This is a genomic window from Accumulibacter sp., from assembly GCF_029255285.1.
Lineage (GTDB): Bacteria > Pseudomonadota > Gammaproteobacteria > Burkholderiales > Rhodocyclaceae > Accumulibacter.
Genome location: NZ_JAPUVI010000030.1, coordinates 38519 through 55496 on the forward strand (window position 1 = coordinate 38519; position 16978 = coordinate 55496).

Genomic DNA, 16978 nt, shown 5'->3' on the forward strand with positions numbered 1-16978 from the left:
GCCGAGCGTCCGGCCGACCGTCAATCGACGCTGGCGAGAAGGCTTTTCGCCTCTGTGTGGAGTTGGTAAAGGTCGGTGTCCACAAGTTCGAGAAGGCGCAGGCACGAGCCGCCGAGCTTTTGCCATTCCTCGGTTCGGCTGCCACCGGTGAGCTGCTGGACGAGGTGTTCCGCCGTTTGGCTGATGGCCACCAGATGGCGGCTGGCGACGGGTAGGCCAGAGTCCGTGAGGTCGATTGCCGAATGGTCATGGTGGTGTCGGATGGCCAGACAGATTTCCTCAGGCAACCACCAGTCCCGCGCCAGCAGGCAGCCGATCATGGCGTGGTCGGTCGGAAAATCCTGTTGCTCGACGGTCGTGAAAGCGCGCTCGCAGTCGGCGTTGGCCCGCTCAAGGGTTTGCCGGTAGGTCGGGAAACGGAGCAACAGCATGGCGATGCCGGTGTCCCGAAACAGGCCGTAGGTGTAGGCGTCATTGGCTTGCACGCGACGGTGCGGGGTTTTCTGGGCGAGCCAGCCGGACAGTACGGCAATCTGAGCCGAAGCGCCCCAGAAACGCTCGAGCCGGTTGTTGACCGGAAAGGCCCGACGCAGGCTGAGGGTGGCGATGGCGCGGCTGGCGACGTCCAGGCCGAGCATCAAGAGCGCGTCGTGCACCGAGCGAGCGCGCTTGCGAAAACCGAAGTAAGCGGAATTCACGCTCTGGATCAGTCCGGCCGCCAGGCCGACATCGACGCTGATCAACTGACCGATGCGTTGCAGATTCGGCCGGTCGCTGTCCATTTCGGCCTTGATGCGGTCGATGATGAGCGGGCGCGGGGGAACGTCCAGATCCTTGAGCATCCGTTCCAGGAAGAGATCGACGTCGGGTACGGCGTTCGAGGTTTTGTCTTTCATTACTGCAGCCTTTGAGCCATCCACGCCATCAAGGCGGGTTCGGGCATGGGTCGTGCGTGAAAGAAGCCCTGGGTCGCGTCGACGGCCGCTTCGGCGAGCGCGGCCAGTTGCGCGGGGTTTTCGACCCCTTCGGCAACGACGGTCATGCCCAGCTCGGAGCCCAGGCTGGTCATCGCCTTGACGACAGCGAAGGAGCGTCGGTCGGTCGGCAGAACGCTGGCGAAGGAACGGTCCAGCTTGAGCTTGTTGGCCGAGAGATCCTTCAGGGTCGACAGACAGGAAAAGCCGGTACCGAAGTCGTCGATCGCCAGTCCGACGCCAGCGGCGCGTGCCGCCCCCAAATTCGCCTGTACGGGGGGTGCGAGATCCATGAAAAGCGACTCCGTGAGTTCGAGCTCAAGCAAGTCCGGCGGTAAATTGGCGCACACCAGCGCGGCGTGCAGAGCCTGAGTGAACTTGGGCGAAATCAGTTGCGCTCGTGAAACATTGATCGCCATCTTGGTTGGGGTTCCCTGTTCGCGCAGGCGGGCGGCGCAACGCGCGCCCTGAAACAGGCTCCACTCGCCGAGGCGGACGATCAGCCCCGTTTTCTCGGCCACCGGGATGAAGCGCGCCGGAGTGATCTGATGCCCGTCGACGGCGCAGCGCATCAGCGCCTCGACTGCCTCGACCCCGCCGCTGGGGCGGACAATGGGCTGGAAGTGGAGGCACAGCTCACCATTTTCCAACGCACGGTGCAGGGCGTTTTCGATGGCCAGTTCCTCGCGCGCCAGTTCGACACCGAGGCGCCTGGTCAGCAACTCGTCGCCCGACGTCACCAGGCGGTTGCGGCCACGGCGCTTGGCCTCGCTCATCGCGCGGTCAGCCCGTTCGAGCCAGACCACCGGCTCCTCGTCACACAGCTTGACGGCAAGGCCGATGCTGACCGACGGATGGATCACGAGTTCGTCGACGTGCAAGGGCCGCCGTATCTCGAGCAACAGCCGGCGCGCCAAGTCGTTGGCCGACGCTTGGTCGAAGCCGGGGGCGAGCACGACGAACTCGTCGTCACCCATGCGCGACAAGCGGCACTGGACACCGGCGAGCGCGCGGATACGTTCGGCGATGTGGGCAATGACGCGGTCTCCGGCGCTATGCCCGAACGATTCATTGACCTGCCGAAAACGGTCGATATCCAGCCAGATGGCGCTCAGACCTGTGGCCACGGTGGCGGCCTCGGCCGCCAGAGCGATGGCTGCCTGCAGACAGGCCCGACGCGTAAGGAAACCAGTAATCGGGTCGAGCAGGGGATTCGCGGAGGGAGTCGTGGCGGCACGCCGCTGGCGTGTCGCTGCTGATGGACGGTCGGTCCGGTCGGTCATCGCTTGCTTTCCTGACGCAGAGGGGGCGGTGGTGCTCGCTGGCTTGGTCGAGTCGCCGAGCTTACGCAACCGGGTGGCAAGACGCTTGACCCGGCGCGTCTTCCGCATGACCATTCGTGCCATTGGGAGATTCAGCGCATCTGGGAGCCGCCGCCATGCCTAAACTGGAAAGTACCCTGGCCAGCCTATGGCTGATCGTGTTGCGGTTGGTTGAACTCCACGGTATCGATCCTCAACGCTTCCTGCACGAACTCGGGATCCGACCCGAGACGCTGCGCGATGTCCACGCGCGCCTGCCAAGTCGGCTGGCCGATGTCGCTTTTGCCAAAGCCGCGGCGCAGATTCCGGACCCGGCGTTCGGCTTGCGCGCCGGCGAGTGCTGGCACCCCTCCAATCTCGGGACGATGGGTTACGCTTGGTTGTCCAGCCGAACCCTGCACACCGGGCTCAAGCGGCTTGAGCGTTTTTCGTGCGTGCTGGGCAATCGCGCGACCTATCGCTGTGTCGACGAAGCGGCCGGTATACGCTTCCTATTCGACCACGGCCGCAAGGACGCGAAGGTCGGCTATCCGATGGCCGATTTCACACTGTCTGTTTTGATCGACATGTGCCGGACCAATTTCGGTAGCAAGCTGAACGCCGCCGCTCTGCGCCTGCGTCGCCCCCAACCCGACGACCCACGGGCCTGGTTGGAACTGTTCGGCTGCGACGTGCAGTTCGGCGCCGCCGAGGACAGCCTTCTGCTCGACCGCGAAACCGCTGACATGCCGCTGCCTTCGGCCAACATTCCATTGGCCAACACCTTCGATCGCATCCTGACCGAGCAATTGGCCTGCTTTTTCGACGACGACGTCGTCAGTCGCTGCAAGGCCCATCTGCTGCGGCAACTCACCTCGGGACCGCCGTCGGCGCAAGAAACGGCTAAAGATCTGGGTATGAGCCAGCGCACTCTGCAGCGCAGACTGGGCGAACTTGGCCTGACCTATCAACGCTTGTGTGACGAAACGCGTCACGAATTGGCACGTCGCTACCTCGACGACAGTCGCAAGTCGGTTACCGAGGTGACCTTTCTGCTCGGTTTTTCCGAGCAAAGTGCCTTCACCCGTGCCTTCAGGCGCTGGAGCGGCATGTCGCCGAGCGCTTATCGCTACGGTCCGGCCGCTTAGAAGCGGTGTCGGCAGCAAGCTCGGCCGCGCCCGTATATAATTGTCAGTTTTCCCCTTAGAAGATCAGAGGCATTATGGAAGCCGAACAGCTCAACATCCTAGACAGCCGCCTGGCCGACCTTGGCCTGCGCGCTTCCGAACTGCGGAGGTATCTTTGACTACGATCAGAAGGCCGATCAGCTAAAGACCGTCGAGCGCGAACTCGCCGATCCCAAGGTCTGGGAAGACGCCGAGCGCGCGCAGGATCTTGGTCGCGAAAAGCGATCGCTGGAAACCGTCGTGCTGACGCTGGACCGCGTCGGCGACAGTCTGCGCGATGCCGGCGAACTGTTCGCCATGGCGCGCGAGGAGGACGATGACGACACGCTGCACGCGCTGGTGTCGGATATCGACGGTATCGAGAAAGAGCTAGCCGGTCTGGAGTTCCGCCGCATGTTCAACAATCCGGCCGATCCGCTCAATTGTTTTCTCGACATCCAGGCCGGCGCCGGGGGTACCGAGGCACAGGACTGGGCGGCGATGCTCTTGCGCATGTACCTGCGCTACGCCGAGCGCAAGGGCTACGCGGTCGAAGTGCTCGAGGAGTCGGAAGGCGAGGTCGCCGGCATCAAGACGGCGAGCCTGAAGATTTCCGGCGATTACGCTTACGGCATGCTGCGATCGGAAACCGGCATTCACCGCCTGGTGCGCAAGTCGCCGTTCGATTCCAATGCCCGAAGACACACCAGTTTCTGCTCGGTTTCCGCCTATCCCGAGATCGACGACTCGTTCGAAGTGGAGATCAACCCGGCCGAACTGCGTATCGACACCTATCGCGCTTCCGGCGCGGGCGGTCAGCACATCAACAAGACCGATTCGGCGGTACGCATCACGCACTTGCCGACCAATATCGTCGTTCAATGTCAGAACGACCGCTCGCAGCACCGCAACCGTGCCGAGGCGATGGCGATGCTCAAGTCGCGCATCTACGAAGCCGAGATGCGCAAGCGCCAGGCCGAACAGCAGAAGCTCGAAGATGCCAAATCCGACATCGGATGGGGTCACCAGATCCGCTCCTACGTTCTCGACCAGTCACGAATCAAGGATTTGCGCACCAACGTCGAAGTCGGCAACACCCAGGGTGTGCTCGACGGCGACCTCGACCAGTTCATCGAAGCGAGCCTGAAACAAGGCGTCTGAGGTCGGCGACGTCGCGCCGACCGGACCCTGAAACTCCCGCACCCCAACCGATCACGAGATACCGCTAACCATGTCTCCAGACGACACTCAGGTCAAGGGCTTGCTGCCGCAAGACGAGAATCACATCATCGCCGAACGTCGCGCCAAACTGGCCGAATGGCGGCAGACCGGTCAAGCCTATCCGAACGATTTCCGGCGGGAGAATACCGCCGGCAAGATCAACGAGGTCTACGATGCGCGAAGCCGAGACGAACTCGCGGCTTCGCCGGTCGAGGTCAAGGTGGCGGGCCGTATCCTGCTCAAGCGCGTGATGGGTAAGGCGGCGTTCATCAGCATTCAGGACCTCTCCGGGCGCCTGCAGTTGTATGTCAGCCGCGACCAGCTCGGCGAGCAAGACTACGTCGCCTTCAAGCGCTGGGACATCGGCGACATCGTCGGCGCCGTCGGTACGCTGTTTCGCACCAGAACGGGCGAACTGACCGTCGATTGCTCGGCCATCCGCCTCCTCACGAAGTCGCTGCGACCGCTGCCGGAAAAGTTCCACGGCTTGACCGACCAGGAACAGAAGTACCGGATGCGTTACGTCGACCTGATCACCAACGAGCAATCGCGCCTTGCTTTCGCCATTCGCAGCCGTATCGTGCAGTCGATCCGCAACTTCATGGTGCGCCACGGTTTCCTCGAAGTCGAAACGCCGATGATGCACAGCATCCCCGGCGGTGCCGCGGCGCGGCCGTTCAGGACACATCACAATGCGCTGGAGATGGAACTCTTTCTGCGCATTGCCCCGGAATTGCACCTCAAGCGCCTGGTCGTCGGCGGCTTCGAGAAGGTCTTCGAAATCAACCGCAACTTCCGCAACGAAGGCTTGAGCCCGCGCCACAACCCCGAGTTCACCATGATGGAGTTCTACGAGGCGTACTCCGAGTATGGCCAGTTGATGGACTTTACCGAAGGGTTGTTGCGCCATAGCGCGCGCGAAGCGCTGGGGGGCGAGGTCTTCGCGTATCAGGGGCGGCCGCTGGACTTCGCCAAACCTTTCGCGCGTCTGACGATCAGCCAAGCGATTCATCGGTCGCACCCCGGTTTCAGCCTGACACAACTCGCCGATGCCGCCTGGTTGCGCGAAAAGCTCGCCGCACTCAAGGTCGAGGCGGGATCCGCGGCCGGGCTGGGGGCTTTGCAGCTGGCGCTCTTCGAAGCGACGACCGAGGTCGACCTGTGGAATCCGACCTTCATCGTCGATTACCCGGCCGAAGTCAGCCCGCTGGCGCGCCGCAGCGACCGCAACCCGGACGTCGCCGAGCGCTTCGAGCTGTTCATCGCCGGTCGCGAGATCGCCAACGGCTTCTCCGAACTGAACGACCCGGAAGACCAGGCGGCGCGCTTCCTCGAACAGGCGAAAGCCAAGGACGCCGGCGACGAGGAGGCCATGTACTACGACGCCGACTACATCCGGGCACTCGAATACGGGCTGCCGCCGACCGGCGGCTGCGGTATCGGTATCGACCGCCTGGTGATGCTGCTTACCGATGCGGCGAACATTCGGGACGTCATTCTTTTTCCGCAGATGCGGCCGGAGTAGGCCGCGACCGGGCGATGAACCGCCGGGCGATCGTCATCGGCGCCGGCCTGGCGGGCAGCAGCGTCGCCGAACGGCTGGCGGCGCGTGGCTGGTCGATCGAGCTGATCGAGCGTGCCGAAGCGGCAGGCCAAGGCGCTTCCGGAAATCTGGCCGGGGTTCTGCGGCCGCTGCCTTCGCTCGACGACAACCGTCTGGCGCGTCTGACGCGCGCCGGCTTCCTTTACGCCCGTCAACATTTCGCTGCGCTGGAGGCCGCCGGTCTGGCGCTGCGCTGGCGGCCGACCGGCGTGCTGCATCTGGCGCGCGACGAGGCGCATGCCGCCACGCAGCGACGTATTGTCGAGGCAAGGCAGCCGAGTGCCGACGAACTGCGTTTCGTGGACCGGCGGCAGGCCGCGCAACTCGCCGGCTGGCCGGTAAGCGGCGGCGGCTGGTGGTTCGCCGGGGGCGGCTGGGTTGCTCCGGCCTCGCTGTGCCGCGTCAATCTGGCACGCCACGCCGATCGCATCCGGCCGCACTACGGGCGCCAGGTGGCCTGTATCGACCGGCCGGCAGATCTCTGGCGAGCGTACGACAGCGCCGGCCAGATGATCGCCGAAGCACCGATTCTGGTTCTCGCCAATGCCGGTGACGCGAAACGCTTCGCCCTCGCCGAGCACTTGCCCTTGCGCGTGGCGCGTGGTCAGGTTTCGCATCTGCCGGCGCCCGCTGGCTCGCCGCCCGACGTAGTCGTTTGCCGATCGGGCTACGTCACCCCGGCGATCGACGGGGTGCGCTGCGTTGGCGCGACGTTTTCGGTCGACGACGGAGAACTCGGCCTGCGCCAGGCCGATACGGCCGAAAATCTGGCCAGACTCGATTTCATCCTGCCCGGCTATGGCGACGGACTGTCCGCCTCGATGCTCGGTGGCCGGGTCGGTTTCCGCCCGCTGGTGCCGGACCGTCTGCCAATGATTGGCGCCATCGGCGACGCTGCGGCGATCGACCCCGAGCGCCGCCCCGCGCGGCTGGCCGAAGTGCCGCGCGTTCCGGGGCTCTATCTGAACAACGGATTCGGTGCGCGCGGTATCGTCTGGTCTGCGCTGGCCGGCGAGCTGCTGGCTTGTCTGATTACCGGCGCGGCGCCGCCGCTCGCCGGCGATCTCGTAGGCGCGGTCGATCCGGGTCGCTTTCTGCTGCGCGGCCGTCAGCAACGGCTACGCAACCTTGCCGTCCAGCGTCCGCCGGGCTAGCCGAATTAGCCGAATTAGCCGGACCGGTGTAGCGGCCTGGTGCGGATCACGCGGCCTGCCGCCCATCTGTGGCCGCGCGCCCCACCCGGAAAGGCGGGACGGCGATTCACCGGTCGGAGGCAGGCTCTTTCAGGCTGGCCGACGGCGGCGTGCGGCGGCGAGACCGGTCAGTCCGATGGCCAGCAATGCGAGCGAGGCAGGCTCGGGGATTCGCGGGTCGGGCTCGAAATTCGCACGCAGGCCCATGACGCCGTTGATCTCATTGTCACCGTCCGAAATCAGGGCACCTGGCCCGCCATTGATCACCGAGGCGTAACGGAACGTGGCGCTGGTACCGGTGCCGACGGCATATACGAAACCGTCCCAGACGACCGAAGTGTCGCTGTAGAGTCCTTCCAGCCAGACACGTTCGGTCACTGCCAGCGTCCAGGTGATCAGGTCATTGGACAGGTAGACGGTGGATTCGATGGCTTCCTGGGGTAGCGGACCATGGTCGATGGTGTTGAAAATGGCTGCCTTGGTGGCCTGGAATCCGAGATCCCAGACCGAATTGCCGATCGTAGCATCGGTCTGAATCCAGTGCTGGTCGATCCCATTGCCGCCAGCGGCGGCGCCTACGCCGCTATACGTATAGTTGTAACTCCCCTGGTTGCCACCGTCGTTGACGCCCGGCTGATCGAGCGATGTGCCGTAGCTTCCGAAGGAGGGGTTGCTGACGACGTTGACGCCGTTGTACCGGATCATCTGCGCCGCGGCGAAGCCGGCCGCATTGAAGTTGCCGTCGTCGAGCAAATTGTTGGCGACTACCAGCGCACGGTTCGCCGGCGTGTCGGCGCCGTAATAGAGACTGGCGAAAGTGCCGACGGTGGCGCTCTGCCAGCTACGGGCGTCGTTGGGATCAGTGAGCAGCGCAGCGTGAGCGGCACCGACGGTAAGCAGCGATGCGGAGAGGAAAACGATTGGTTTGAGCATGAAACCTCCGTGGCGAAAGAGAGTCGGGACGGGAAGAGCTTGACGGTCGCCGGCCAGGTACTATCGGTGCGAAGACTGGTCACGTGCGATGGCTTGCGGCAAGCACAATTCATACCAGACTTTTTCGTCGATTGCAGAGTCGCTGTTATATCGGACAGTTGGCTTTTCTGACGGGAATCACTGGAACAGCGTCTCCACTCTCATGGCAATCCCTGTAAAGAATATCGACAGCGCGCTGCTGGCCTCGGCTTAGTTAGGTACGGCGACCTTCGAACCAATGGTTCGCTGTGCTCTGTAAACCGCGCTGGCCACCGCAGGTCCTGCACCCTGGTCAGGCGACCCTCACGCCAGCGTGTCACTGGCGCGACAGTCGTCCCGGACTCGCCGGTGGACAACGACCGGGCGCGGGAGAAGGCGACAGGGCCGCTACCTTGCACTTTCCTGCGCTTGCTTGGCCACCTGGTTCAGGTTCGCCTGGCGCTTGCTTCGGAAACTCAGGGCAAAGCAAGTGCGCTCCCCGGGAACGACGACGAGCGCTCCGTCGATTTGCCGGGTCAGGTTGAGCAGCAGCTGCCAAGCAAGGCTTTTCGTCGCCCGGTCGAGCCGGAAGCCTGCCGGCAACCCGACGCCGTCGTCGCTGACGGTGACGCCTACCGCGCCGTCCATGGCGATCGCCAGTTCGACATCGACACGACCGCGGCGGCCAGCAGGAAAACCGCGTTGCAAAGCGTTGGAAACCAGTCCGCTGACGATCAGGCTGCAGGGCAACGCGATCCCGATGTCGAGTGTGACCGCGGCCAGCGTACGGTGGAGGACGACACCCGCCGGCGTGTGCTGCTTGTCGACCTGCATGAGAAGCCGCTCGAGAAACTGATCGAAGGCGATGTCGGCGAGATTCGCGGTGTCGCACCGCGGCTCGCTCGCTGGCGCTATAGATTGTCGGTAGCCAGTTTTTTCCATGCGCACGACGCGCCCCGCCGGATCGGCAGTCGCGCGGCCCGGAATGCTTCGCAAAGCTGTCACTACGTGTGCCGGCTTCTTGACCGCATGACGATGCCGCAGGGCTTCCTCTTCCTCGAGCGCTGCCATGCTGCAGGCCAGCGCGCGTTTACGTTGCGTGACGTCGTGCACGATGGCATAGATGCCATCCGGAACGCCGGCGACGCTGGTCCGCAGGAAGGCACGCACTTCGACGGGAACGACAGTCCCATCGCGCCGGACGTACTCCTTCTCGTAGCTGTCGGAAAAGCCGCGCGGCAGAAGCTGCTGATCGATGATGCGGGATTCGCTGGTGTGCCAGCACGCCGGCGTCAGTTGAGTGTGGCTCAGGTTTCGCAGTTCGGTCAGCGTATAGCCGAGCATTTCCTGGAAGGCCGGGTTGGCGTCCTCAACCCGGCCAGTCATGTCGACGCTGACGAAGGCGTCGCGCAGGCTATGGCACAGGCGCCGATACTTGGCTTCGTTTTCGCGCTGTGCCTCCTCGATGGCGATACGTCCCTGGATTTCCCGGCGTAGCTCCTGGCTGTTGCGGATCAGATCTTCGGTGCGCTCGACGACCAGGCCTTCGAGGTGGCGGCTGACCTGTCGCAGTGCGTCTTCGGCGCGTTTGCGCTCGAAGATTTCGGCCTGCAAGGCCTGGTTCTGCGCTTCGACACGAGCCCGCAAGCGACGCAAACGAAGCTGTGTGTCGATCCGGGCGAGCACCTCGGCGCTCTCGAAGGGTTGGCTCAGATAGTCCGACGCGCCGACCTCGAAGGCCAGGACTTTGTCGAAGGGTTCGCCAGAGGGGCACAGCAAGATGATCGGAATGCCGGCCATAGGCGGATCGGCACGTAGGCGACGGCATACTTCGTAGGCGTCCATACCCGGCACGTTCAGGTCGAGCAGAATCAGGTCCGGTGGTTCGCGGCTGGCGCAGGTCAGCGCGGTCGCCGCCTCCGCTGGCGGACGAACGTCGTAGCCATGCGTGGACAAGACGCTGCCGAGAACACTTGGGTTCTCGCCGTCTTCGATCAGCAGAATGTCCGCGACCGCCGTCAGTGGTCGATGCTCAGTCATCACGCCTTCTCCCGCCTGAAGAAGCGCCGCCCGGCGCCGGGTTGAAGCGGCGCGCTTCGCCGACCAGGCCGCCATTGGCGGCCCTTTCCCGGTGCTTCAGCCGGTCGACGGCGGTCAGGTCGGCTCTCCGCCAAGCTGCATGATCATGGTGCTCGTCGTGTTTCACTAGACTTGTTTCCTTTGAAGTTCGTGCCGCGTAGTGGCCAGTCATCCCCGGCATCGTGCTGGCACACCGGGTTCAGAACGTCGTGTTCGATGCATTCTGGTGACGGCCCCGTGATCGCCTCGGCGACGATCCTGCGCCGACCTTACAGAGGTTCAGGCGCGCTACCAAGCGCGCTAGCGAGCCTGCCAGGAGGTAATACTAATCACAGGAAGGGCGGCAGACTATCCGCAGATATACGGAAGATCGGTAGAAGTACCGAGTCGGGCTTCGTTCCCTCCGCCGCGCAAGCTTTGGCCGCTTACGATTGACGGCGCTTGCCGACGGCTTCTATACTGGCCGTTGATTGTCCAACGGGCTGGTCGAGCGGTCGTTGGCCCGGACTCCGTCCGGAGAGTCCGCATTTTCAGGCGGTAGGCGGAGCGTCAAGGTTGGCGCGTACCGCTCGTCAGCACCGATTTTCCCCGCCGCCGGGCAGGCCGAAGGAGCACTGCATGTCCATGACGTCGATCCTGCGTCCGGTGGTGATGCCGCCCGAACTGATCGGCCAAGCCGCCCCCTGCGATCTGTTCAATGCCAGCGGTGTTTTGATGTTGCGGGCGGGCGCCCGCATTGGCCACGGTCGCCAGGATCCCTCCGAGCCGTTGCGCTTTCATTGTCCGGCGTCGTTCGCCGCCAGAATTTGTCACGTTAACCCGGCGCGGGAACTGTCGCGCATCGCGCTTGCGCTGGGCGACATGGCGGAGCGCGTCGCCAGTGGCGGGAATGTGTCGGCCAGCGAACTGCGTCGACTTGCCGATGACCTGCTCGAGGTTTGGCGACTCGACGCGGACGCCTGCCTGGGTGCCGTGCGGCTCAGCCGGTTTGCCCGGGCCGGTGTTCGCCACGCCATCCTCGTCGCTTTGCTGGCTCTCGAGACTGGCGCGGCGGGTGGGGTACCGATCCGGAGTCTGCCTACGCTGGCCGGCGCCGGACTCAGCATGAATCTGACCAAGCTGGCGCTGCACGACGAGATGTTCGAGCGGAGCGCGGCGCCCGATGCGGCGCAGCGGCGCGAGATCGTCAGCCATCCCGCCGAGGGCGCCCGCTTGCTGCGCCGCATCGGTCAGGGTTGCGAGGAATGGATACCGGCCGTTGCCGGACACCACGAGAACATCGACGGCAGTGGCTATCCGGCGGGATTGAAAGGCGCGTCGATTACCGTGACAGCGCGTATTCTGCGCGTCGCCGATACGCTGGCGGCGCGCTTGACCGGGCGCCGGGCGCGTTCGCCCGTCTATTGGAACCTGAGCCGCTCGGGAGACAGTTCGTTGCTGACGCGGCACGTCTTCGGTCCCGATCTCGCGCTGCTGGACAAGTCGCTGGCTGGTCAACTCATGAGGTCTCTCGGTCCATTTCCGCCGGGCAGTCTGGTTCGTTTGAGCAATCGCGAATTGGCGGTCGTCACGCGCCGGACTTTGGGTGCTGCGGCACAGCCGCGGCAGGTGTTCGCGATCACCGACACCGATGGCCGCCCCTTGGAAACCCCGACCTTTCGCAGAACGGGTCTTGGCTGGCTGGCGATACGGGCTTACGCGCAGGATGAGGCGAGCCGCCATCAGAGCCATGGCTGGAGTTCGGCCTGGGGCTACGATGTCTGACCGCGGCCCCGCCGGCGCTGGGCGGCGGCACAAACAGGGAGCCCACCTTGCGGCGGGCTCCTCTGGCAACCGGTTGCGGCGGCAATCGCCACCGCCAGGGTTCTACTCGAATTCGATGATCACCTGATCGACCGACAGGCTATCGCCGGGCGCGGCAACTACCTTCTTGACCTTGCAGTCGAGTTCGGCCTTGAGGACGTTTTCCATCTTCATCGCTTCGATGACAGCCAGCTTTTCACCGGCGCTGACCTGCTGTCCAACGACCACCGACACTTCGCGCAGCAGTCCCGGCATCGGCGAAAGCAGGAACTTCGACAGGTCCGGCGGCAGCTTCTTGGGCATCAGCGCCAGCATGCGGGCCGCGTTGGCTGTCATCACCGTCACCTTGACGTGCTTGCCGAAGTGCACGACGCGATAGAGCAATCCGATGCGCTCGAGTTGCAGACAGATCGGTGCGCCGTTGCAGGTGCCGCGAAAAACGAGTTCGCCGAATTTCCAGTCGGAAACGAGATCGTAGCGGTCCACTCCGTGCGTCACCGAGTAGCCCCCGGGAATCGGTTTCACGACCACAGGGTAGTCCTTGCCTTCCATCTGCACGACCCATTCGTCACCGACCTTGCGCTGGTGACCGGCCATCTGGCCGCTGACTTGGACGGCGCGGTCGATGTAGCGGCGGCGCCCAAAAGCGGCCAGCGCGGCCAGTAGCCCCGGATCCTCGTGAACGACGTCGGAAGCCACGAAGCCGTTCGGATATTCTTCGGCAATGAAATTGGTCGTGAACACCCCCGACAGGAAGCGCGGATTCTGCATCAGCGCTGCCTGGAACGGAATGTTCGAGTCGATGCCGCGGATCACGAAAGCGTTCAGCGCATCACGCATGCGGCTGATCGCCTGATCCCGCGTTGCCCCGTGGCAAATCAGTTTGGCGATCATCGAGTCGTAATACATCGAAATTTCGCCGCCCTCGAAGACGCCGGTGTCGACGCGGACCTGTCCTTCGGCGGTTTCCGGCGGCCGATACTTGACCAGGCGGCCGACCGACGGAAGAAAACCACGGAAGGGGTCTTCGGCGTTGATCCGGCACTCGATCGCCCAGCCGTTGGGCTTGATGTCGTTCTGCGTGAACGGCAGTTTCTCGCCGGCCGCGACACGAATCATCAGTTCGACGAGGTCGACGCCGGTAATCATTTCCGTCACCGGATGTTCGACCTGAAGGCGGGTGTTCATTTCGAGGAAATAGAACGACTTGTCGGAGCCGACGACGAACTCGACGGTGCCGGCGCTCTGGTAGTTGACGGCCTTGGCCAGTGCCACGGCCTGTTCGCCCATCGCCTTGCGGATGCTGTCGTCGATGAACGGCGAGGGAGCTTCCTCGAGCACCTTCTGGTGTCGCCGCTGGATCGAGCACTCGCGCTCGAGCAAGTAGACCGTGTTGCCGAAGGAGTCGGCGATCACCTGAATCTCGATGTGGTGCGGACCTTCGACGAACTTCTCGATGAACACGCGGTCGTCGCCAAAGCTGTTGCGGGCTTCGTTGCGGCAGGCCTCGAAGCCTTCGAAGGCTTCCTTGTCGTTGAAGGCGACGCGCAAGCCCTTGCCGCCGCCACCCGCGGATGCCTTGATCATCACCGGATAGCCGATTCCCTTGGCGATCTCGACCGCCTGCGCCGAGTCGGCGATTTCCGCGTTGTAGCCCGGGATGGTGTTGACCTTGGCTTCCATGGCCAGCTTCTTGGAGGCGATCTTGTCGCCCATGGCGGCTACCGAATAGTGTTTCGGGCCGATGAAAATGACGCCGTTGTCCTCGAGACGGCGCGAGAACTCCTCGTTCTCGGAGAGGAAGCCGTAGCCCGGATGGACCGCTTCGGCGCCGGTTGCCTTGCAGGCGTCGATGATCTTGTCGATCACCAGGTAGGATTCCTTCGAAGCGGCCGGGCCGATGCAAACGCTTTCGTCGGCCATCAGCACGTGCATCGAGTCCTTGTCCGCCTCGGAATAGACCGCGACCGTCTTGATGCCCATCTTCTTGGCGGTCTTCATGACCCGGCAGGCGATCTCGCCGCGGTTGGCGATCAGAATTTTCTTAAACATCTCTCTATGTCTCCCCGTCGATCAAAGCGGAATGTTGCCGTGCTTGCGCCACGGGTTTTCCAGATGCTTGTTGCGCAGCATCGCCAGCGAGCGGCAGATGCGCTTGCGTGTTTCGTTCGGCATGATGACGTCGTCGATGAAGCCACGTGCGCCGGCGACGAAAGGATTGGCGAACTTGGCCTTGTACTCGGCCTCGCGGGCCGCCAACTTGGCCGGGTCGTTCTTCTCCTCGCGGAAAATGATCTCGACCGCGCCCTTCGGCCCCATGACCGCGATTTCGGCCGACGGCCAGGCGAAATTGACGTCGCCGCGCAGGTGTTTCGATGCCATCACGTCGTACGCGCCGCCGTAAGCCTTGCGCGTGATCACGGTGATCTTCGGCACCGTGCACTCGGCATAGGCGTAGAGCAGTTTGGCGCCGTGTTTGATGATTCCGCCGTATTCCTGGGCCGTGCCGGGCATGAAGCCGGGGACGTCCACGAAGGTCACCACGGGGATGTTGAAAGCGTCGCAATAGCGGACGAAGCGCGCCGCCTTGATCGAGCTCTTGATGTCCAGGCAGCCAGCGAGGACCAGCGGCTGGTTGGCGACGATGCCGACCGTCGAACCGTCCATGCGCGCGAATCCGATCACGATGTTCTTGGCGTACTCGCGCTGCAGTTCGAAGAAGTCGCCGTCGTCGGCGATCTTGATGATCAGCTCCTTGATGTTGTACGGCTTGTTCGGATTGTCGGGAACCAGCGTGTCGAGCGAGAAGTCGAGGCGGTCGGCCGGATCCTGCGACGGCAGGCGCGGCGGTTTTTCCCGGTTGTTCGACGGCAGGAAGCTGATGAAGCGGCGAATCATCATCAGCGCTTCGACATCGTTCTCGAAAGCGAGGTCGGCGACCCCCGATTTGGTGGTGTGGGTGATCGCGCCGCCGAGTTCTTCGGACGTCACGTCTTCGTGCGTCACCGTCTTGACCACCTCCGGGCCGGTGACGAACATGTAGGACGAGTCCTTGACCATGAAGATGAAGTCGGTCATCGACGGGCTATAGACCGCACCGCCAGCGCACGGCCCCATGATCAGCGAGATCTGCGGCACGACGCCCGAAGCGAGAACGTTGCGCTGGAAAACATCGGCGTAACCCGCCAATGACGCGACGCCCTCCTGGATGCGCGCCCCGCCCGAGTCATTGAGGCCGATCACCGGTGCGCCGACCTTGATCGCGTGATCCATGACCTTGCAGATCTTCTCGGCGTGCGCCTCCGAGAGCGAGCCGCCAAAAACGGTGAAGTCCTGCGAAAAGACGAACATCAGCCGGCCGTTGATGGTCCCGCAGCCAATGACGACGCCGTCGCCAGGCACTGATTGCTCAGCCATGCCGAAGTCGTTGCAGCGGTGTTCCTTGAACATGTCCCACTCTTCGAAGGAGCCGCTGTCGAGCAGCAGCTCGATGCGCTCGCGGGCAGCCAGTTTGCCCTTGCTGTGCTGGTTGTCGATGCGTTTCTGGCCACCACCCAGGCAGGCCGCCGCGCGCTTTTCTGCCAGCTGGCGAATGATGTCATGCATATGTTCTACTCCCTAACGGTCGCGTCAATCAGAACTACAAACAAGTCGGAGGTTTCGGTGTGATAAGCGAAGTCAGTGCTTCAGGTAGGCCAGCAGCCGGGAGGCGGCGGCTCCGGGTGTCGTGCGTCCTTCCGCGACGTCGCCCGACAGCTCGGGCAGTGCCGAGCGGACTGCCGGGTGGGAACGGAAATAGTGACGCAGGCCCGAATCGATCAGGTTCCACATCCAGTCGACGGCTTGCCGACGTCGCTTCTCGTCGAACTCGCCGCTGGCGATCATGGTTGTCCGGTAGCGTTCGATCTCGGTCCAGAACTCGCTGATGCCGCGCTTGGCCAGTGCGCTGACGGTGAGAACCGGTGGCCGCCAGTTCGGGCTGGTGCTGCGCAGCATCGTCAGCGCCGCTTTCATCTGTCCGCGGGCAAAGGCCGCGGCGCGCTCGTCGATGTCGGCCTTGTTGAAGACCACCAGGTCGGCGATCTCGACGATTCCCTTCTTGATCGCCTGCAAGTCGTCGCCAGCGTTGGGCAGTTGCAGCAGGACAAAAGCGTCGACCATGCCGGCCACCGTCGTCTCGGACTGTCCGACGCCGACCGTTTCGACAATGATGACGTCGAAGCCGGCCGCTTCGCAGACCAGCATCGCCTCGCGCGTCTTGTCGGCTACGCCACCCAGCGAACCCGACGAAGGGCTGGGCCGGATGAACGCCTCGTCACGCTGACAAAGCATCTCCATGCGTGTCTTGTCGCCGAGAATCGAACCGCCCGAGACCGAGGAGGACGGGTCTACGGCGAGCACGGCGACGCGTCGGCCGGCGGCAATCAGATGCAGTCCGAGAGTTTCGATGAAGGTCGACTTGCCCGCGCCAGGGGCACCGGAAATGCCGACACGCATGGTTTTCCCGGTGTGCGGCAGGAGTGCCGTCAACACCTGCCGGGCGCGTCGCTGATGGTCGTGGCGCGTCGATTCGACGAGCGTGATGGTTTTTGCGAGCGCTCGCCGACGACCGGCCAGCACCCCTTCGACGAGATGCTGGTCGGCAGCCGAGAGGCCGGCGGCAGGGGGGCTGGTCATGTCGGTCGGC

12 protein-coding genes are annotated in these 16978 nt (G+C 63.8%); 5 read left to right on the forward strand and 7 right to left on the reverse strand.

Annotated features, from left to right (window positions below):
* Positions 1-20: 20 nt before the first annotated feature.
* Together Q1M07_RS05055 and Q1M07_RS05060 are read right to left on the reverse strand one after the other, a co-directional pair.
* On the reverse strand, positions 21-896 hold the full coding sequence (locus Q1M07_RS05055; protein WP_300451582.1) for an HDOD domain-containing protein: 876 nt from the start codon (positions 894-896) through the stop codon (positions 21-23).
* Positions 896-2257, reverse strand: a complete 1362-nt coding sequence (locus tag Q1M07_RS05060) for an EAL domain-containing protein (RefSeq protein WP_300451585.1) — start codon at positions 2255-2257, stop codon at positions 896-898. Before Q1M07_RS05060 ends, Q1M07_RS05055 begins: the two co-directional genes overlap by 1 nt.
* Positions 2258-2412: 155 nt before the next feature.
* On the opposite strand from Q1M07_RS05060, the gene Q1M07_RS05065 reads away from it, so the two are divergent.
* The 4 genes from Q1M07_RS05065 to mnmC all read left to right on the forward strand — a co-directional run bounded on the left by Q1M07_RS05065 (position 2413) and on the right by mnmC (position 7419).
* Complete coding sequence (locus Q1M07_RS05065; RefSeq protein ID WP_300451587.1) at positions 2413-3423, forward strand: AraC family transcriptional regulator; 1011 nt, start codon at positions 2413-2415, stop codon at positions 3421-3423.
* A 74-nt stretch (positions 3424-3497) separates the two neighbouring features.
* A protein-coding gene (gene prfB / locus Q1M07_RS05070; protein WP_300451590.1) for a peptide chain release factor 2 occupies positions 3498-4602 on the forward strand; the annotation gives its coding sequence in 2 pieces (ribosomal slippage) (positions 3498-3578 and positions 3580-4602; 1104 coding nt in all).
* Positions 4603-4672: 70 nt separating this feature from the next.
* Positions 4673-6187, forward strand: a complete 1515-nt coding sequence (gene lysS / locus Q1M07_RS05075; RefSeq protein ID WP_300451593.1) for a lysine--tRNA ligase — start codon at positions 4673-4675, stop codon at positions 6185-6187.
* 14 nt (positions 6188-6201) lie between these two features.
* Entirely contained in the window at positions 6202-7419 is a 1218-nt protein-coding gene (gene mnmC / locus Q1M07_RS05080) for an FAD-dependent 5-carboxymethylaminomethyl-2-thiouridine(34) oxidoreductase MnmC (RefSeq protein ID WP_300451596.1), read from the forward strand.
* Positions 7420-7548: 129 nt separating this feature from the next.
* On the opposite strand, the gene Q1M07_RS05085 is transcribed toward mnmC, so the two are convergent.
* Both Q1M07_RS05085 and Q1M07_RS05090 read right to left on the reverse strand, forming a co-directional pair.
* A complete protein-coding gene (locus Q1M07_RS05085; protein ID WP_300451597.1) occupies positions 7549-8391 on the reverse strand; it encodes a PEP-CTERM sorting domain-containing protein in 843 nt (280 codons plus the stop codon).
* A gap of 426 nt (positions 8392-8817) precedes the next feature.
* The gene (locus tag Q1M07_RS05090; RefSeq protein ID WP_300451599.1) at positions 8818-10449 is read right to left on the reverse strand and encodes a PAS domain S-box protein; all 1632 of its coding nucleotides are present in this window, start codon (positions 10447-10449) and stop codon (positions 8818-8820) included.
* 657 nt (positions 10450-11106) lie between these two features.
* Between Q1M07_RS05090 and Q1M07_RS05095 the strand changes: the two genes are divergently transcribed.
* Entirely contained in the window at positions 11107-12252 is a 1146-nt protein-coding gene (locus Q1M07_RS05095; protein WP_300451602.1) for an HD domain-containing phosphohydrolase, read from the forward strand.
* 102 nt (positions 12253-12354) lie between these two features.
* Here the strand turns inward: Q1M07_RS05095 and accC are convergent, their stop codons facing one another.
* The 3 genes from accC to meaB all read right to left on the reverse strand — a co-directional run bounded on the left by accC (position 12355) and on the right by meaB (position 16968).
* On the reverse strand, positions 12355-14343 hold the full coding sequence (accC, locus tag Q1M07_RS05100; RefSeq protein ID WP_300451605.1) for an acetyl-CoA carboxylase biotin carboxylase subunit: 1989 nt from the start codon (positions 14341-14343) through the stop codon (positions 12355-12357).
* Between the two features lie 21 nt (positions 14344-14364).
* The gene (locus Q1M07_RS05105) at positions 14365-15897 is read right to left on the reverse strand and encodes an acyl-CoA carboxylase subunit beta (protein WP_300451608.1); all 1533 of its coding nucleotides are present in this window, start codon (positions 15895-15897) and stop codon (positions 14365-14367) included.
* 72 nt (positions 15898-15969) lie between these two features.
* Positions 15970-16968 carry a methylmalonyl Co-A mutase-associated GTPase MeaB gene (gene meaB, locus Q1M07_RS05110; RefSeq protein WP_300451611.1) on the reverse strand — a complete coding sequence of 333 codons (999 nt, stop codon included), beginning with the start codon at positions 16966-16968 and terminating at the stop codon, positions 15970-15972.
* Positions 16969-16978 lie beyond the last annotated feature (10 nt).

What these genes read in the sequence shown, in the direction of transcription:
- Q1M07_RS05055 (WP_300451582.1), bottom strand. Translation starts at nt 896, where the DNA reads ATGAAAGACAAAACCTCGAACGCCGTACCCGACGTCGATCTCTTCCTG.
- Q1M07_RS05060 (WP_300451585.1), bottom strand. Translation starts at nt 2,257, where the DNA reads ATGACCGACCGGACCGACCGTCCATCAGCAGCGACACGCCAGCGGCGT.
- Q1M07_RS05065 (WP_300451587.1), top strand. Translation starts at nt 2,413, where the DNA reads ATGCCTAAACTGGAAAGTACCCTGGCCAGCCTATGGCTGATCGTGTTG.
- lysS (WP_300451593.1), top strand. Translation starts at nt 4,673, where the DNA reads ATGTCTCCAGACGACACTCAGGTCAAGGGCTTGCTGCCGCAAGACGAG.
- mnmC (WP_300451596.1), top strand. Translation starts at nt 6,202, where the DNA reads ATGAACCGCCGGGCGATCGTCATCGGCGCCGGCCTGGCGGGCAGCAGC.
- Q1M07_RS05085 (WP_300451597.1), bottom strand. Translation starts at nt 8,391, where the DNA reads ATGCTCAAACCAATCGTTTTCCTCTCCGCATCGCTGCTTACCGTCGGT.
- Q1M07_RS05090 (WP_300451599.1), bottom strand. Translation starts at nt 10,449, where the DNA reads ATGACTGAGCATCGACCACTGACGGCGGTCGCGGACATTCTGCTGATC.
- Q1M07_RS05095 (WP_300451602.1), top strand. Translation starts at nt 11,107, where the DNA reads ATGTCCATGACGTCGATCCTGCGTCCGGTGGTGATGCCGCCCGAACTG.
- accC (WP_300451605.1), bottom strand. Translation starts at nt 14,343, where the DNA reads ATGTTTAAGAAAATTCTGATCGCCAACCGCGGCGAGATCGCCTGCCGG.
- Q1M07_RS05105 (WP_300451608.1), bottom strand. Translation starts at nt 15,897, where the DNA reads ATGCATGACATCATTCGCCAGCTGGCAGAAAAGCGCGCGGCGGCCTGC.
- meaB (WP_300451611.1), bottom strand. Translation starts at nt 16,968, where the DNA reads ATGACCAGCCCCCCTGCCGCCGGCCTCTCGGCTGCCGACCAGCATCTC.